Annotated in this window: 24 protein-coding genes; all 24 read left to right on the top strand. The window is 44.1% G+C overall.

Features of this window, described 5'->3' with window-relative positions; all coding sequences use genetic code 11:
* Positions 1–40: 40 nt before the first annotated feature.
* The 24 genes from rplN to truA all read left to right on the top strand — a co-directional run bounded on the left by rplN (position 41) and on the right by truA (position 13,667).
* Positions 41–409 carry a 50S ribosomal protein L14 gene (rplN, locus tag ACKA06_RS18460; protein WP_032085280.1) on the top strand — a complete coding sequence of 123 codons (369 nt, stop codon included), beginning with the start codon at positions 41–43 and terminating at the stop codon, positions 407–409.
* 36 nt (positions 410–445) lie between these two features.
* Positions 446–757 (top strand): 50S ribosomal protein L24, encoded by a 312-nt coding sequence (gene rplX / locus ACKA06_RS18455; RefSeq protein ID WP_032085281.1) that lies wholly within the window; start codon positions 446–448, stop codon positions 755–757.
* A 26-nt stretch (positions 758–783) separates the two neighbouring features.
* Positions 784–1,323 carry a 50S ribosomal protein L5 gene (rplE, locus tag ACKA06_RS18450; RefSeq protein ID WP_032085282.1) on the top strand — a complete coding sequence of 180 codons (540 nt, stop codon included), beginning with the start codon at positions 784–786 and terminating at the stop codon, positions 1,321–1,323.
* A gap of 24 nt (positions 1,324–1,347) precedes the next feature.
* Positions 1,348–1,533 (top strand): type Z 30S ribosomal protein S14, encoded by a 186-nt coding sequence (locus ACKA06_RS18445; RefSeq protein ID WP_010191505.1) that lies wholly within the window; start codon positions 1,348–1,350, stop codon positions 1,531–1,533.
* Between the two features lie 30 nt (positions 1,534–1,563).
* On the top strand, positions 1,564–1,962 hold the full coding sequence (gene rpsH, locus ACKA06_RS18440) for a 30S ribosomal protein S8 (RefSeq protein ID WP_032085283.1): 399 nt from the start codon (positions 1,564–1,566) through the stop codon (positions 1,960–1,962).
* Between the two features lie 30 nt (positions 1,963–1,992).
* A complete protein-coding gene (gene rplF, locus ACKA06_RS18435; RefSeq protein WP_032085284.1) occupies positions 1,993–2,532 on the top strand; it encodes a 50S ribosomal protein L6 in 540 nt (179 codons plus the stop codon).
* 33 nt (positions 2,533–2,565) lie between these two features.
* Entirely contained in the window at positions 2,566–2,928 is a 363-nt protein-coding gene (gene rplR / locus ACKA06_RS18430) for a 50S ribosomal protein L18 (RefSeq protein ID WP_032085285.1), read from the top strand.
* 21 nt (positions 2,929–2,949) lie between these two features.
* Positions 2,950–3,450, top strand: coding sequence for a 30S ribosomal protein S5 (rpsE, locus tag ACKA06_RS18425; RefSeq protein ID WP_032085286.1), 501 nt, complete (start codon positions 2,950–2,952; stop codon positions 3,448–3,450).
* A 13-nt stretch (positions 3,451–3,463) separates the two neighbouring features.
* Positions 3,464–3,646 (top strand): 50S ribosomal protein L30, encoded by a 183-nt coding sequence (gene rpmD / locus ACKA06_RS18420; RefSeq protein ID WP_032085287.1) that lies wholly within the window; start codon positions 3,464–3,466, stop codon positions 3,644–3,646.
* A gap of 32 nt (positions 3,647–3,678) precedes the next feature.
* Positions 3,679–4,119 carry a 50S ribosomal protein L15 gene (gene rplO, locus ACKA06_RS18415; RefSeq protein WP_032085288.1) on the top strand — a complete coding sequence of 147 codons (441 nt, stop codon included), beginning with the start codon at positions 3,679–3,681 and terminating at the stop codon, positions 4,117–4,119.
* Positions 4,119–5,411: a preprotein translocase subunit SecY gene (gene secY / locus ACKA06_RS18410; RefSeq protein ID WP_032085289.1), complete on the top strand. Its 1,293-nt coding sequence runs from the start codon at positions 4,119–4,121 to the stop codon at positions 5,409–5,411. Before rplO ends, secY begins: the two co-directional genes overlap by 1 nt.
* A gap of 61 nt (positions 5,412–5,472) precedes the next feature.
* Positions 5,473–6,126: an adenylate kinase gene (locus ACKA06_RS18405; protein WP_032085290.1), complete on the top strand. Its 654-nt coding sequence runs from the start codon at positions 5,473–5,475 to the stop codon at positions 6,124–6,126.
* Entirely contained in the window at positions 6,123–6,869 is a 747-nt protein-coding gene (map, locus tag ACKA06_RS18400) for a type I methionyl aminopeptidase (protein WP_032085291.1), read from the top strand. The genes ACKA06_RS18405 and map overlap by 4 nt, the downstream gene beginning before the upstream one ends.
* Positions 6,870–6,884: 15 nt before the next feature.
* Positions 6,885–7,208, top strand: coding sequence for a KOW domain-containing RNA-binding protein (locus ACKA06_RS18395; RefSeq protein WP_032085292.1), 324 nt, complete (start codon positions 6,885–6,887; stop codon positions 7,206–7,208).
* Complete coding sequence (gene infA / locus ACKA06_RS18390) at positions 7,201–7,419, top strand: translation initiation factor IF-1 (RefSeq protein WP_003217190.1); 219 nt, start codon at positions 7,201–7,203, stop codon at positions 7,417–7,419. Before ACKA06_RS18395 ends, infA begins: the two co-directional genes overlap by 8 nt.
* Before the next feature lie 38 nt (positions 7,420–7,457).
* Positions 7,458–7,571, top strand: coding sequence for a 50S ribosomal protein L36 (rpmJ, locus tag ACKA06_RS18385; protein WP_003156543.1), 114 nt, complete (start codon positions 7,458–7,460; stop codon positions 7,569–7,571).
* Positions 7,572–7,595: 24 nt separating this feature from the next.
* On the top strand, positions 7,596–7,961 hold the full coding sequence (gene rpsM / locus ACKA06_RS18380; RefSeq protein WP_032085293.1) for a 30S ribosomal protein S13: 366 nt from the start codon (positions 7,596–7,598) through the stop codon (positions 7,959–7,961).
* A gap of 25 nt (positions 7,962–7,986) precedes the next feature.
* On the top strand, positions 7,987–8,376 hold the full coding sequence (gene rpsK / locus ACKA06_RS18375) for a 30S ribosomal protein S11 (RefSeq protein WP_032085294.1): 390 nt from the start codon (positions 7,987–7,989) through the stop codon (positions 8,374–8,376).
* A 172-nt stretch (positions 8,377–8,548) separates the two neighbouring features.
* Positions 8,549–9,493 (top strand): DNA-directed RNA polymerase subunit alpha, encoded by a 945-nt coding sequence (locus ACKA06_RS18370; RefSeq protein WP_032085295.1) that lies wholly within the window; start codon positions 8,549–8,551, stop codon positions 9,491–9,493.
* A 44-nt stretch (positions 9,494–9,537) separates the two neighbouring features.
* The gene (gene rplQ, locus ACKA06_RS18365; protein WP_032085296.1) at positions 9,538–9,900 is read left to right on the top strand and encodes a 50S ribosomal protein L17; all 363 of its coding nucleotides are present in this window, start codon (positions 9,538–9,540) and stop codon (positions 9,898–9,900) included.
* Positions 9,901–10,444: 544 nt separating this feature from the next.
* Positions 10,445–11,272 carry an energy-coupling factor ABC transporter ATP-binding protein gene (locus tag ACKA06_RS18360; RefSeq protein ID WP_032085313.1) on the top strand — a complete coding sequence of 276 codons (828 nt, stop codon included), beginning with the start codon at positions 10,445–10,447 and terminating at the stop codon, positions 11,270–11,272.
* The gene (locus tag ACKA06_RS18355) at positions 11,248–12,117 is read left to right on the top strand and encodes an energy-coupling factor ABC transporter ATP-binding protein (RefSeq protein WP_032085297.1); all 870 of its coding nucleotides are present in this window, start codon (positions 11,248–11,250) and stop codon (positions 12,115–12,117) included. The genes ACKA06_RS18360 and ACKA06_RS18355 overlap by 25 nt, the downstream gene beginning before the upstream one ends.
* The gene (locus ACKA06_RS18350; RefSeq protein ID WP_032085298.1) at positions 12,114–12,911 is read left to right on the top strand and encodes an energy-coupling factor transporter transmembrane component T family protein; all 798 of its coding nucleotides are present in this window, start codon (positions 12,114–12,116) and stop codon (positions 12,909–12,911) included. The genes ACKA06_RS18355 and ACKA06_RS18350 overlap by 4 nt, the downstream gene beginning before the upstream one ends.
* 12 nt (positions 12,912–12,923) lie before the next feature.
* The gene (gene truA, locus ACKA06_RS18345) at positions 12,924–13,667 is read left to right on the top strand and encodes a tRNA pseudouridine(38-40) synthase TruA (protein WP_032085299.1); all 744 of its coding nucleotides are present in this window, start codon (positions 12,924–12,926) and stop codon (positions 13,665–13,667) included.
* Positions 13,668–13,799: the final 132 nt, after the last annotated feature.

Raw genomic sequence — 13,799 nt, 5'->3', positions numbered from 1 at the left:
TTGCTCGGATAATTTGTAATTCCGAAGGGAGGTAACCTACATGATTCAACAAGAATCACGTTTAAAAGTTGCTGACAACTCTGGTGCTCGTGAAGTATTAACGATTAAAGTTCTTGGTGGTTCTGGACGCAAGACTGCTAACATCGGTGATGTAATCGTATGTACAGTAAAACAAGCAACACCAGGTGGCGTTGTTAAAAAAGGTGACGTAGTAAAGGCGGTTGTCGTTCGTACGAAGTCTGGTGTGCGCCGTCAAGACGGTACTTACATCAAGTTCGACGAGAACGCATGTGTAATCATCCGTGACGATAAAGGACCACGTGGAACTCGTATCTTCGGACCTGTTGCTCGTGAATTACGTGACAGCAACTTTATGAAAATTGTATCTTTAGCTCCAGAAGTTCTTTAATAGATTAGCATTGGCCAATCAAGGAGGTGCGATGAAATGCATGTGAAAAAAGGCGATAAAGTAGTGGTCATTACTGGGAAAGACAAAGGCAAAACAGGAACTGTTCTTGCTGCGTTCCCTAAGAACGACCGAGTGCTTGTTGAAGGAATCAACGTTGTGAAAAAACACGCTAAGCCTTCACAGATGAACCCGCAAGGCGGAATCATCAGCCAGGAAGCATCTATCCACGTATCAAACGTTATGCTTCTAGATCCGAAATCTAACGAGGCAACTCGTGTAGGTTACAAAACGGAAAACGGTAAAAAAGTACGTGTAGCAAAAAAATCAGGTGAAGTTCTAGATAAATAGTACGATTAAGAAGGGAGGTATTCTGAATGAACCGCCTAAAAGAAAAATTTCAAAGTGAAATCAGCCCAGCTCTAGTGAGCAAATTCAATTACAAATCAGTAATGGAAGTACCTAAAGTTGAAAAGATCGTTGTCAACATGGGTATCGGTGATGCAGTTCAAAACTCAAAGGCTCTTGATGTAGCAGTTGACGAATTGACTCAAATCACTGGTCAAAAACCAGTTGTAACAAAAGCTAAAAAATCTATCGCAGGCTTCCGTCTTCGTGAAGGTATGCCTATCGGTGCAAAAGTTACTCTACGCGGAGAGCGTATGTACCAATTCTTAGATAAATTGATCTCTGTATCACTTCCACGTGTACGTGACTTCCGCGGTGTTTCTAAAAAAGCATTCGACGGTCGCGGTAACTACACTCTTGGTGTGAAAGAGCAATTGATTTTCCCTGAGATTGATTATGATAAAGTGTCTAAAGTACGCGGTATGGATATCGTTATCGTTACTACTGCTAACACAGACGAAGAAGCTCGTGAGCTATTGACTCAAATCGGAATGCCATTCCAAAAGTAATCGCTATATAAGGGAGGCGAAAATGTGGCTAAAAAATCAATGATTGCGAAACAAAAACGCACGCCAAAGCATAATGTTCAAGCGTACACTCGTTGCGAACGTTGCGGACGTCCTCATTCAGTAATCCGTAAATTCAAGCTTTGCCGTATTTGTTTCCGTGAACTTGCATACAAGGGTCAGATTCCTGGCGTTAAGAAAGCTAGTTGGTAATACCCTATATTGGGAAGGAGGTAAATTATTATGACAATGACAGATCCAATTGCAGATTTGCTTACTCGCATCCGTAATGCGAACATGGTTCGTCACGAAAGACTGGAAGTTCCTGCTTCTAACATCAAGAAAGAAATCGCCGAAATCCTCAAGCGTGAAGGTTTCGTACGTGACGTAGAATATGTTGAAGATAACAAACAAGGTGTTATCCGCATTTTCTTAAAATATGGAGCAAACAACGAGCGCGTAATCACTGGATTAAAGCGTATCTCTAAACCAGGTTTACGTGTATATGCAAAATCTACAGAAGTACCTAAAGTATTAAACGGATTAGGTATCGCACTTGTTTCCACTTCTCAAGGTGTTTTAACTGATAAAGAAGCTCGTGCACAACAAGTGGGCGGAGAAGTATTAGCTTACGTTTGGTAATAGTTTTTAAATGAATGGAGGTGCAACAGGATGTCACGTGTAGGAAAACAGCCTATCGAAATGCCATCTGACGTTACTCTTACAGTAGGTGAAGACAACCTAGTAACTGTAAAAGGACCAAAAGGTGAACTTTCTCGTACATTCAGTTCTGATATTAAAGTTGAATTAGAAGGTAACACAGTAACAGTTACGCGTCCTTCTGATGCAAAAGAACACCGCGCGTTACACGGTACAACTCGTGCCTTGATCGCGAACATGGTTGAAGGTGTATCTAAAGGATTCGAAAGAAATCTTGAGCTTGTCGGTGTAGGTTACCGTGCTCAGAAACAAGGTACTAAGCTTGTGCTTAACGTTGGGTACTCTCACCCGGTTGAAATCGAGCCTGAAGCAGGTATCGAAATCGAAGTACCAGCAAATACAAAGATCTCTATCAAAGGGATCGACAAAGAACGTGTTGGTGCATTAGCAGCTAACATTCGTGCAGTACGCTCTCCTGAGCCTTACAAAGGAAAAGGTATTCGCTACGAAGGTGAATATGTTCGTCGTAAAGAAGGTAAAACAGGTAAATAATGCCGCGTAGGCAAAAGAAAGGAGTGACCGTAGGTGATTACTAAGCCAGATAAGAACAAAACACGTAAGAAAAGACATGCCCGTGTACGTTCAAAAATTACTGGAACTGAAACTCGTCCTCGTCTGAACGTTTTCCGTTCTAACAAAAACATCTATGCTCAAATTATCGATGATATGAACGGTGTTACTCTTGCAAGTGCATCTTCTAAAGATAAAGATTTCGGATTAGAATCCACAGCGACTGTTGATGCAGCTGCTAAAGTTGGAGAACTAGTTGCGAAGCGTGCGGCAGATAAAGGTGTAAAATCTGTAGTATTTGACCGTGGTGGATATCTATATCATGGCCGTATCAAAGCTCTAGCTGAATCAGCTCGTGAAAACGGCTTAGAATTTTAATAAAAAGGAGGGACAATCCAGATGCGTAATATTGATCCAAGCAAACTAGAATTTGAAGAACGCGTAGTTACAGTCAATCGTGTTGCGAAAGTTGTTAAAGGTGGACGTCGTTTCCGTTTCGCTGCTCTTGTAGTAGTAGGCGACAAAAACGGTCACGTTGGTTTCGGAACGGGTAAAGCTCAAGAAGTACCTGAGGCAATCCGCAAAGCAATTGAAGATGCGAAAAAGAATCTTGTTGAAGTTCCTATGGTAGGAGGTACAACTCCTCACGTAGTAACTGGACGATTTGGTGCTGGTCAAATTCTTATCAAGCCTGCTTCTGCGGGTACAGGAATTATTGCTGGTGGACCTGTTCGTGCGGTACTAGAATTAGCAGGGGTACAAGATATCCTTTCTAAATCACTAGGATCCAACACTCCGATCAACATGGTTCGTGCAACAATCGAAGGTTTAAAACAATTAAAGCGTGCTGAAGACGTAGCTAAGTTACGTGGTAAATCAGTAGAAGAACTACTAGGATAAGGGAGGGATAACGATGGCTAACAAACTAGAAATTACCCTCACTCGCAGTGTAATCGGACGTCCACAAGACCAACGTAAGACTGTTGAAGCCTTAGGACTTCGTAAAATGCATCAAACAGTTGAGCAACAAGACAACGCTGCTATCCGCGGAATGATTAACAAGGTTGCTCACCTTGTAACGGTAACAGAAAAATAATCGATTTCTTTCGATAACAAGGAGGTGCCGACATGAAATTACATGAGTTACAACCTGCAGAAGGTTCACGTAAAGTCCGCAATCGCGTAGGACGTGGAATTGGTTCTGGTAATGGTAAAACTGCCGGTAAAGGTCATAAAGGACAAAACGCTCGTTCAGGCGGAGGAACTCGCCCAGGATTCGAGGGTGGTCAAACTCCTTTATTCCAACGTTTACCTAAACGCGGTTTCACCAACATCAACCGTAAAGAATATGCAATCGTCAATCTTGACGCATTGAATCGCTTCGAAGATGGTACAGAAGTTACTCCTACTCTACTAGTTGAAACTGGTCTAGTAAGTAACGAAAAAGCAGGAATCAAGATTCTTGGTAAAGGTTCAATCGAGAAAAAGCTTACAGTAAAAGCACACAAATTCTCAACCACTGCTAAAGAAGCTATCGAAGCTGCTGGCGGTACATCTGAGGTGATCTAATGTTCCAAACTATCTCCAATTTTATGCGCGTGGGTGATATAAGAAATAAAATTATCTTCACCCTTTTAATGTTAGTCGTCTTCCGTCTTGGTACCTTCATTCCGGTGCCAAACGTAGACGCAAATGTACTGAAGATGCAAGACCAGGCAGGAATTCTCGGATTCCTGAATACTTTTGGCGGTGGTGCGCTGCAGAACTTCTCCATCTTCGCGATGGGAATCATGCCTTACATCACGGCTTCGATCATTGTTCAGCTGCTTCAAATGGACGTTGTCCCTAAGTTCACTGAATGGTCGAAGCAAGGTGAAGTAGGCCGCCGTAAATTAGCTCAGTTCACTCGTTATTTCACAATCATTCTCGGTTTCATCCAAGCTCTGGGTATGTCCTACGGCTTTAACCGAATTTATGGTGGAATGCTTATCCAAAGCCCTGGAGTAAGCACGTACCTGTTAATCGCTTTGGTATTGACAGCCGGTACGGCTTTTCTTATGTGGCTGGGTGAACAAATCACGGCTAAGGGTGTTGGAAATGGTATCTCGATCCTGATCTTTGCAGGTATCGTAGCTGCGATCCCTAACACTGTAAACCAAATTTATGCTCAACAAATCGAAGGTGCAGGCGAGCAGCTTTTCCTTCGCATTGTGGTTCTTGCACTTATACTTTTGGCAGTTATTGCAATCGTGGTTGGTACAGTGTTCATTCAACAAGCACTTCGTAAAATCCCGATTCAATATGCAAAACGTTTAGTGGGGCGCAGTCCGGTTGGCGGACAATCAACGCATCTTCCTTTGAAAGTCAATGCTGCAGGTGTTATTCCGGTAATCTTCGCGATTTCCTTTATCATTACACCTCAGACCATCTCGACATTCTTTGGAGATAATGATGTGACAAGTACGATCCAGTACATCTTTGATTACACGAAGCCGGTCGGTATGATCATCTATGTTGCATTGATCGTCGCGTTTACTTACTTCTATGCTTTCATTCAAGTAAATCCGGAACAAATGGCGGAGAACTTGAAGAAGCAGGGTGGATATATCCCTGGTATCCGACCGGGTAAAACCACTCAGGAGTATCTCACTCGCGTTCTGTACCGCCTAACATTTGTAGGGGCTATATTCTTATCTGTGATCTCAATTCTCCCAATGCTTTTCATTAACTTCGCCGGTCTGCCGCCTGCGGCACAAATTGGCGGAACAAGCCTGCTCATCGTAGTCGGTGTGGCACTTGAGACAATGAAGCAATTGGAAGCACAGCTAGTGAAACGTCACTACAAAGGATTCATTAAATAAGAGGGTTTTCGGGAACGTCCAGTTCCTGAAGCCATTTTATAGACATTGAGGGGGAGTTCGAGTGAATATTGTTCTTATGGGCTTACCAGGCGCAGGAAAAGGCACTCAAGCTGAGAAAATCGTTGAAAAATATGGTATCCCTCATATTTCGACTGGTGACATGTTCCGTGCTGCTATCAAAGATGGCACTGAGCTTGGCTTGAAGGCTAAATCATTCATGGATAACGGCGATCTTGTCCCTGATGAAGTGACAATCGGAATCGTCCGTGAACGATTAAGCAAAGAGGACTGTGAAAAGGGCTTCTTGCTTGACGGGTTCCCGAGAACGGTAGCCCAGGCAGAAGCACTTGAAAACATTCTCGCTGATCTTGGTAAAAAAATGAATTATGTCATTAATATAGATGTAGATAAGGACATCCTGATGGAGCGCTTGACAGGTCGCAGAATCTGTAAAGAGTGCGGCGCTACTTATCATCTTGTCTTTAATCCGCCAAAAGAAGAGGGCGTTTGCGACCGCTGTGGAGGAGAACTGTATCAGCGTGCTGATGATAACGAAGAAACAGTTCAAAACCGCCTGGATGTAAACATCAAACAAACCCAGCCGCTTTTGGCATACTACGAAGATAAAGGCTATCTCAAAAACATTGACGGTCAACAAGACATCGATAAAGTGTTTGCTGACATTGATGTACTACTTGGAGGCCTTTCAGTATGATCATTTGTAAAACTCCGAGAGAGATTGAGATCATGCGTCACGCTGGTAAAATCGTGGCACTGACTCATGCGGAATTGCAAAAGCATATTCTTCCTGGAATATCGACGAAAGAATTGGATGCAATTGCTGAAAAATTCATTCGTAAACATGATGCAATTCCATCTTTTAAAGGGTATAATGGGTTTCGTGGCAGCATCTGTGCTTCGGTCAACAACGAGCTGGTACATGGAATTCCGGGAGATCGGGTGCTGAAAGATGGCGATATAATCAGTATCGATATCGGTGCGAAATATAACGGCTATCACGGTGACTCCGCCTGGACCTATCCAGTTGGGAAGATTGATGATGAAACCCGCAAGCTTCTGGATGTAACAGAGGAATCTTTATATCTGGGGCTTAAGGAAGCTAAACCAGGCGAACGTCTGTCGAATATCTCTCATAGTATTCAAACTTTTGTTGAGGCAAATGGCTTTTCTATCGTTCGAGAGTATGTGGGACACGGAGTTGGTCAAGACTTACATGAGGACCCTCAGATTCCTCATTATGGACCGCCTAACAAAGGTCCTCGCTTGAAGCCTGGCATGGTACTGGCGATTGAACCAATGGTTAATGCAGGAAGTCGATATGTTAGAACGTTATCGGATAACTGGACAGTCGTGACAGTTGATGATAAAATGTGTGCGCACTTTGAACACACCATTGCAATTACTGAAGACGGCTATGAGATATTGACGAAAGCCTAAGTGAAGGTGATTGGATTGATCGAGTCAGATTCGACGGTTCCGAGTATAGGCCAGATCGTCCTGCCGCTCAAGGGCAGGGAAGCTGGAACGTATTCGGTCGTTGTTCAGCAATTGGATGAACGTTTTGTACTCATAGCAGACGGAGATAGAAGGAAATTCGACCGCGCCAAGCGAAAGAATATCGGACATCTTCAACTGTTTGACTATGTTTCTCCAGAAGTTCAAAACAGTATTATCGAAACAGGAAAAGTAACGAACGGTAAACTGCGCTATGCTGTTACAAAGTTTGTGAATGAAGTATTAATTGATGAGAAGAAGGGAGACATGTTCGATGGCTAAGGATGATGTAATTGAAGTGGAAGGTACGGTCGCCGAGACTTTGCCTAACGCGATGTTTAAGGTAGAATTAGAAAATGGTCATACAGTTCTGGCCCATGTTTCAGGAAAGATTCGTATGCATTTCATCCGTATCTTACCTGGTGACAAGGTGACAGTTGAATTATCACCGTATGACTTAACTCGTGGTAGAATCACTTATCGTTATAAATAATTCATTGCACTCCGTACTATTAAGGAGGTTAGAATAAGATGAAAGTTAGACCATCTGTTAAGCCGATCTGCGAAAAGTGTAAAGTCATCCGCAGAAAAGGTAAAGTCATGGTTATCTGTGAAAACCCTAAACACAAACAAAAACAAGGCTAAACTTAAAGGAGGTGCGCTATCACTATGGCACGTATTGCTGGTGTAGACATTCCACGTGACAAACGTGTTGTCATTTCATTAACATACATCTACGGTATTGGTAAAAATACTGCACAACAAATTCTTTCAGAAGCTGGTGTCTCTGCAGATACTCGCGTTCGTGATCTAACTGAAGACGAACTAGGAAAGATTCGTGATATCGTTGATAAATTAAAGGTTGAAGGTGATCTTCGTCGTGAGATCTCTCTAAACATCAAACGTCTTATGGAAATCGGTTCATACCGCGGTCTTCGTCACCGTCGTGGACTACCTGTTCGTGGACAACATACGAAGAACAACGCTCGTACACGTAAAGGTCCTCGTAAGACTGTAGCAAACAAGAAAAAATAATAGGTAAAGGAGGTTACTTCTTAACATGGCACGTAAAACTAACACTCGTAAACGTCGTGTGAAAAAGAATATCGAAGCTGGTATTGCACACATTCGTTCTACATTTAATAACACAATCGTAACTATCACTGATGTTCACGGAAACGCTGTTGCATGGTCAAGTGCAGGTTCACTAGGATTCAGAGGTTCTCGTAAATCTACTCCTTTCGCAGCACAAATGGCTGCTGAAACTGCTGCAAAAGCTTCCCAGGAACACGGTTTGAAAACTCTTGAAGTAACAGTTAAAGGACCTGGAGCTGGACGTGAAGCTGCCATCCGTGCTCTTCAAGCTGCCGGTCTTGAGGTTACTGCAATCAGAGACGTTACTCCAGTTCCTCATAACGGATGCCGTCCGCCAAAACGTCGCCGCGTTTAATTTTTCTGTATAAATTTTGTATCGTTGTCTATAATGGGATATGATACAAAATACGTTCGTTCAGAAAAATGTAACCAGTTGTTGGTGCACAATAGGGAACGTAAACATGGGGAATTTCGGACTTCATTTATTTAGCCCGGAGTTTCGACGTTTTGAAGGAGGGTAAATATTAATGATCGAAATTGAAAAACCAAAAATTGAAACGGTTGAGATCAGCGATGATGCCACATATGGAAAGTTCGTCGTAGAACCACTTGAGCGTGGATATGGTACAACTTTGGGTAACTCCTTACGTCGTATCCTATTATCGTCACTCCCAGGTGCCGCTGTCACATCTATTCAAATAGATGGAGTACTGCATGAGTTTTCAACAATTGAAGGCGTCGTAGAGGATGTCACATCCATCATTTTGAATATCAAAAAGCTAGCGTTAAAGATTTACTCTGATGAAGAGAAGACGCTTGAAATTGATGTGCAGGGTGAAGGAGTCGTTACAGCTGCTGATATTACTCATGATAGTGATGTGGAAGTGCTAAATCCTGATTTACACATCGCCACATTATCTAAAAGTGGTCACTTCCGTGTGCGTTTAAGCGCATCACGCGGACGTGGATACAGACCTGCTGACCAAAACAAACGTGAGGATCTTCCTATCGGTGTGATCCCAATCGATTCTATTTACACTCCAGTTTCACGCGTTAACTATCAAGTAGAAAACACTCGTGTTGGTCAAATGACTAACTATGACAAACTTTCTCTTGATGTTTGGACTGATGGAAGTATTGGACCTAAAGAAGCCATTTCTCTTGGTGCCAAGATTCTGACAGAACACTTGAATATTTTCGTCGGCCTTACAGATGAAGCGCAGAATGCTGAAATCATGGTAGAAAAAGAAGAAGATCAAAAAGAAAAAGTTCTAGAGATGACGATCGAAGAATTAGATCTTTCTGTTCGTTCTTACAACTGCCTGAAGCGTGCTGGAATCAACACTGTTCAAGAGCTTGCCAACAAGACTGAAGAAGATATGATGAAAGTACGTAACCTAGGACGTAAATCTCTTGAAGAAGTTAAAGTTAAACTTGAAGACCTTGGATTAGGGTTGCGTAAAGACGATTGATAATCATTTTAGATAGATAGTTTCAACAAAGGAGGGAACCCTTAATGGCTTACAGAAAGTTAGGACGTACAAGTGCTCAACGTAAAGCAATGCTACGTGATTTAGCTACTGACCTAATCATCAATGAGCGTATTGAAACAACTGAAACTCGTGCGAAAGAGCTTCGTTCAGTTGTCGAAAAAATGATCACATTAGGTAAACGTGGTGATGTTCACGCACGTCGTCAAGCTGCTGCATTCATTCGTAAAGAAGTTGCAAACGCTGAAAACAACCAAGATGCTCTTCAAAAGTTATTCTCTGACATCGCTCCTCGTTACAACGAGCGTCAAGGCGGATATACTCGCATTATGAAGGTTGGTCCTCGCCGTGGTGACGGTGCTCCAATGGCAATCATCGAATTAGTTTAATAATTCGTGACTACTACATTAAGGGCGGGACAGTTAATCCTTAACTGCTTCTTTGCCCTTTTTGTATAAGTGCATGATTGATGATGAAAAGCAGAGCGTTACGATGAGCAGCACTGCTGACTCGTCTAGCTCGTGCGCCCCTTCCGACTTCTATATCGATAGAAGCTGTTCAGTGGATGAACAAGAAAAGGTTTCTTTTCTTTGGTCGGGGTGCAGGCTTTTTTTTATTTATATGGATTTTTGCTATTATTTATTTAGTGGATTATATACCAGTTCTTAATACCGCTATTGATTTCCGTGGAAGGCTTCGCTTTCCGAGGGCGGCCGGTGAGCCTCCTCGGCTTCGCCTCCGTGGTCTCATCTGTCTCGCTTTTCCCGCAGGAGTCTTCGCCTTCCACTCCAATCAATAGCTGGAAACAGTTTAATAAAGATAGTATGTTCGAAAATAAAATAAACCTGTTCTTACAAAATGATAAAAAGCAGAGCAGAGTGAATTTATAGTTGAGAATTGATGAGCATAGAGGAGGTATGTATTGTGCGAGAGATGATTAACGTTAAGGATGTGTATTTCCGTTATCCCGATCAGGAAGCTTATGCTCTTGAGGGAATCAGCCTTCATGTGGAGCAGGGGGAGTGGCTTGCAATCGTCGGCCATAATGGGTCGGGTAAGTCCACACTTGCAAAGATGCTGAACGGCCTTCATTTTCCTGAAAAGGGTGATGTATCGGTTGACGGGATTGCTCTCGGAGAAGAGACGATCTGGGATATCCGAGCCAAAATGGGTATGGTCTTTCAGAATCCAGATAATCAATTCGTCGGTGCTACAGTGGAAGATGATGTGGCTTTTGGGTTAGAAAACCATGGAGTACCTTATGAAGCAATGGTACAACGCGTGAGTGACGCCCTTAAGCGTGTCCATATGGAAGATTTTCTTGATCAAGAGCCGCACCATTTATCCGGCGGACAAAAGCAGAGGGTGGCGATTGCAGGTGTGGTGGCGCTGCAGCCTGACATCATCATTTTGGATGAATCCACCTCGATGCTTGACCCGAAAGGAAAGAAGGAAGTGCTTGAGACGGTCAGGGATCTGAAGGAAAAAGAGAATCTGACTGTCATCTCCATTACCCACGACTTGGAAGAAGCAGCGAAGGCAGACAGGATCATCGTACTGAATAGGGGCAAGGTTTTTAAGGAAGGCACGCCTCAGGAGATTTTCCTGCTTGAGGATGAACTGAAGAAGCTGGGGCTTGATTCACCCTTTACGATCAAGCTTTCAGGGGCACTCAAGAACGCGGGGATATCATTATCTGACACATATTTTACAGAAGAAGAGCTGGTGAACGAGTTATGCAAATCTCATTTCAACAAGTAGAATATCGTTATTCATATAAGACCCCGTTTGAAAAGCTTGCTCTTGAAGATATTAATCTTTCCATTCCTTCCGGGCAGTTTCTGGCTGTCATCGGCCATACCGGTTCAGGAAAGTCGACCTTGCTTCAGCATCTGAACGCATTGCTAAAGCCGACTTCTGGTGTAGTGAATGTAGGGGATTATGCCATCAGCCCCGATAAAAAGACGAAAAGCCTGAAGCCGATCCGGCAGAAGGTCGGGATTGTCTTTCAATTCCCGGAGCATCAATTATTTGAAGAAACTGTATTGAAGGATATTTGCTACGGACCTATGAATTTCGGTGTTTCCGAAGAAGTGGCGAAAGAACGGGCGAAGGAACTGATCGTGAAAGTAGGGCTCACAGAAGAGGTCCTGGAGAAGTCGCCTTTCGATCTTTCAGGCGGCCAGATGAGAAGGGTGGCCATTGCCGGCGTTCTTGCCATGAACCCGGATGTCATCGTTCTGGACGAGCCGACAGCAGGACTCGATCCGAGGGGGCAGCGCGAGATCATGGATATGTTCCATGACCTTCATAAGGAGAAGGGGCTAACCACGATCCTGGTCACGCACAGCATGGAAGATGCGGCTCATTATGCGAATGAGATCGTCATCATGCAGAAGGGACGTTTAAAGAAGAAAGGCACCCCTCAGGATATATTCTCAAATCCTGAGGAACTGTTTGAGATGGGTCTTGATGTTCCCGATGTAGTCAGGTTCCAGTTTAAGCTGGAAGAGCGCATCGGCAGAAAACTCGGGGTCACCTGTTTGACGATTGAAGAGCTTGCAGATGCCATTCGTCCCCTTCAGGAAGGAGGCGGCCGGCCATGATGGAAAAAATGATTTTCGGACGGTATGTACCGGCAAACTCCATTCTTCACAGCATGGATCCAAGAGCGAAGCTTCTCTTTATTTTCGGATTTATTTGTGTTGTATTCTTAGCCGATAATGCAGCCACCTATGCCATATTGGGGGCATTCACGCTTACTGCACTTATTTTTTCTAATCTTTCCATCCGATTTATTATCGGAGGATTGAAACCGATCCTGTGGCTGATTCTGTTTACGTTTTTCCTTCATGTGTTCTTTACAAAAGAAGGGGCGGTCGTCCTCGATCTTGGTTTCCTGAAGGTTCATGAGGAAGGCTTGCGCCAGGGGATATTCATTTCACTGAGATTCTTTTACCTGATCCTGATTACGTCCCTGCTGACGCTGACAACGTCGCCGATCACGATCACAGATGGGCTTGAAACATTATTGAATCCATTGCGGAAGGTAAAGTTCCCCGTTCACGAGCTTGCCCTGATGATGTCAATCTCATTGCGTTTCATCCCGACACTGATGGAAGAAACGGATAAAATCATGAAGGCTCAGATCGCAAGGGGAGCAGAGTTTTCCTCTGGGCCGGTCAAAGACCGTATTAAAGCGATCATCCCACTCTTGATCCCATTATTCGTTAGTGCGTTCAAGCGTGCCGAAGACCTGGCAACAGCAATGGAAGCAAGGGGATACCAGGGCGGTGAAGGAAGGACGAAATACAGACTTCTCTCCTGGCATAAAAAAGATACGGGTGCTCTGGTTGTACTGGGCATCCTGACAGCCTTATTATTGGTCTTCAGAGGGTAGGGGAGTGAATCTATGAAGCGTGTAAAATGTACAATTTCATACGACGGCACCCATTTCAGCGGCTATCAGATACAGCCGAATCGGCGGACGGTGCAAGGGCTCCTGGAAGACACCCTCAGTGCTGTCCATAAAGGGGAACGGGTCCGTGTCACTGCTTCGGGCAGGACGGATGCAGGGGTCCATGCAAATGGACAGGTGTTCCACTTTGATACCCCTCTGACCATACCTGAAGAAAAGTGGCCGGTGGTCCTGAACACGCGCCTCCCTGACGAAATGGTCATCAAAGAGGCTCAATATGTACCTGAGGACTTTCATGCCAGATTTTCCGTCAAGAGGAAGGAATACCGGTACAGGGTATACACGGCTCAGTCGCGGAGCCCCTTCCTCCGCCATTATGCCCTCCACCACCCATATACTCTTTCAGTGGATGACATGAAAAAGGCGGCAGAACATTTAATAGGGGAGCATGACTTCACAAGCTTCTGCTCTGCAAAAACGGAAGTGGAAGACAAGGTCAGGAACCTCCAGCGCATCACCATCACCGAACAAGAAGGAGAAATCATTTTTTCCTTTACGGGGAATGGGTTCCTTTATAATATGGTCAGAATCCTGGTTGGAACCCTGCTGGAGGCAGGTTCCGGGAGTCTCCGCAGTGAGGACATGAAGGATATACTTGAAGCCAAAGACAGGAACCAGGCAGGGAAGACCGCTCCGCCACATGGATTGTATTTGTGGAAGGTGGAGTATGGGGAGTAAGAGGAGTGTCTGGAGGGTTTGTTAATACCATAATTAGTGGACTATTGTGATGAGGTTATTTCTGAGCAGTCTGAATACACGCAGACTCCTGCGGGATTCGTGGCCAATGTGAGACCCCGCAGGGAGGAACGA

It is taken from the genome of Rossellomorea oryzaecorticis (assembly GCF_045897515.1).
Classification (GTDB): Bacteria; Bacillota; Bacilli; order Bacillales; family Bacillaceae_B; genus Rossellomorea; species Rossellomorea enclensis.
This window is presented reverse-complemented; position numbering and strand designations above follow the sequence as displayed.

Coding starts and splice junctions, on each gene's coding strand:
- rplN (WP_032085280.1), top strand. CDS start 41: ATGATTCAACAAGAATCACGTTTAAAAGTTGCTGACAACTCTGGTGCT.
- rplX (WP_032085281.1), top strand. CDS start 446: ATGCATGTGAAAAAAGGCGATAAAGTAGTGGTCATTACTGGGAAAGAC.
- rplE (WP_032085282.1), top strand. CDS start 784: ATGAACCGCCTAAAAGAAAAATTTCAAAGTGAAATCAGCCCAGCTCTA.
- rpsH (WP_032085283.1), top strand. CDS start 1,564: ATGACAATGACAGATCCAATTGCAGATTTGCTTACTCGCATCCGTAAT.
- rplF (WP_032085284.1), top strand. CDS start 1,993: ATGTCACGTGTAGGAAAACAGCCTATCGAAATGCCATCTGACGTTACT.
- rpsE (WP_032085286.1), top strand. CDS start 2,950: ATGCGTAATATTGATCCAAGCAAACTAGAATTTGAAGAACGCGTAGTT.
- rpmD (WP_032085287.1), top strand. CDS start 3,464: ATGGCTAACAAACTAGAAATTACCCTCACTCGCAGTGTAATCGGACGT.
- rplO (WP_032085288.1), top strand. CDS start 3,679: ATGAAATTACATGAGTTACAACCTGCAGAAGGTTCACGTAAAGTCCGC.
- secY (WP_032085289.1), top strand. CDS start 4,119: ATGTTCCAAACTATCTCCAATTTTATGCGCGTGGGTGATATAAGAAAT.
- map (WP_032085291.1), top strand. CDS start 6,123: ATGATCATTTGTAAAACTCCGAGAGAGATTGAGATCATGCGTCACGCT.
- infA (WP_003217190.1), top strand. CDS start 7,201: ATGGCTAAGGATGATGTAATTGAAGTGGAAGGTACGGTCGCCGAGACT.
- rpmJ (WP_003156543.1), top strand. CDS start 7,458: ATGAAAGTTAGACCATCTGTTAAGCCGATCTGCGAAAAGTGTAAAGTC.
- rpsM (WP_032085293.1), top strand. CDS start 7,596: ATGGCACGTATTGCTGGTGTAGACATTCCACGTGACAAACGTGTTGTC.
- rpsK (WP_032085294.1), top strand. CDS start 7,987: ATGGCACGTAAAACTAACACTCGTAAACGTCGTGTGAAAAAGAATATC.
- ACKA06_RS18370 (WP_032085295.1), top strand. CDS start 8,549: ATGATCGAAATTGAAAAACCAAAAATTGAAACGGTTGAGATCAGCGAT.
- rplQ (WP_032085296.1), top strand. CDS start 9,538: ATGGCTTACAGAAAGTTAGGACGTACAAGTGCTCAACGTAAAGCAATG.
- ACKA06_RS18360 (WP_032085313.1), top strand. CDS start 10,445: ATGATTAACGTTAAGGATGTGTATTTCCGTTATCCCGATCAGGAAGCT.
- ACKA06_RS18355 (WP_032085297.1), top strand. CDS start 11,248: ATGCAAATCTCATTTCAACAAGTAGAATATCGTTATTCATATAAGACC.
- ACKA06_RS18350 (WP_032085298.1), top strand. CDS start 12,114: ATGATGGAAAAAATGATTTTCGGACGGTATGTACCGGCAAACTCCATT.
- truA (WP_032085299.1), top strand. CDS start 12,924: ATGAAGCGTGTAAAATGTACAATTTCATACGACGGCACCCATTTCAGC.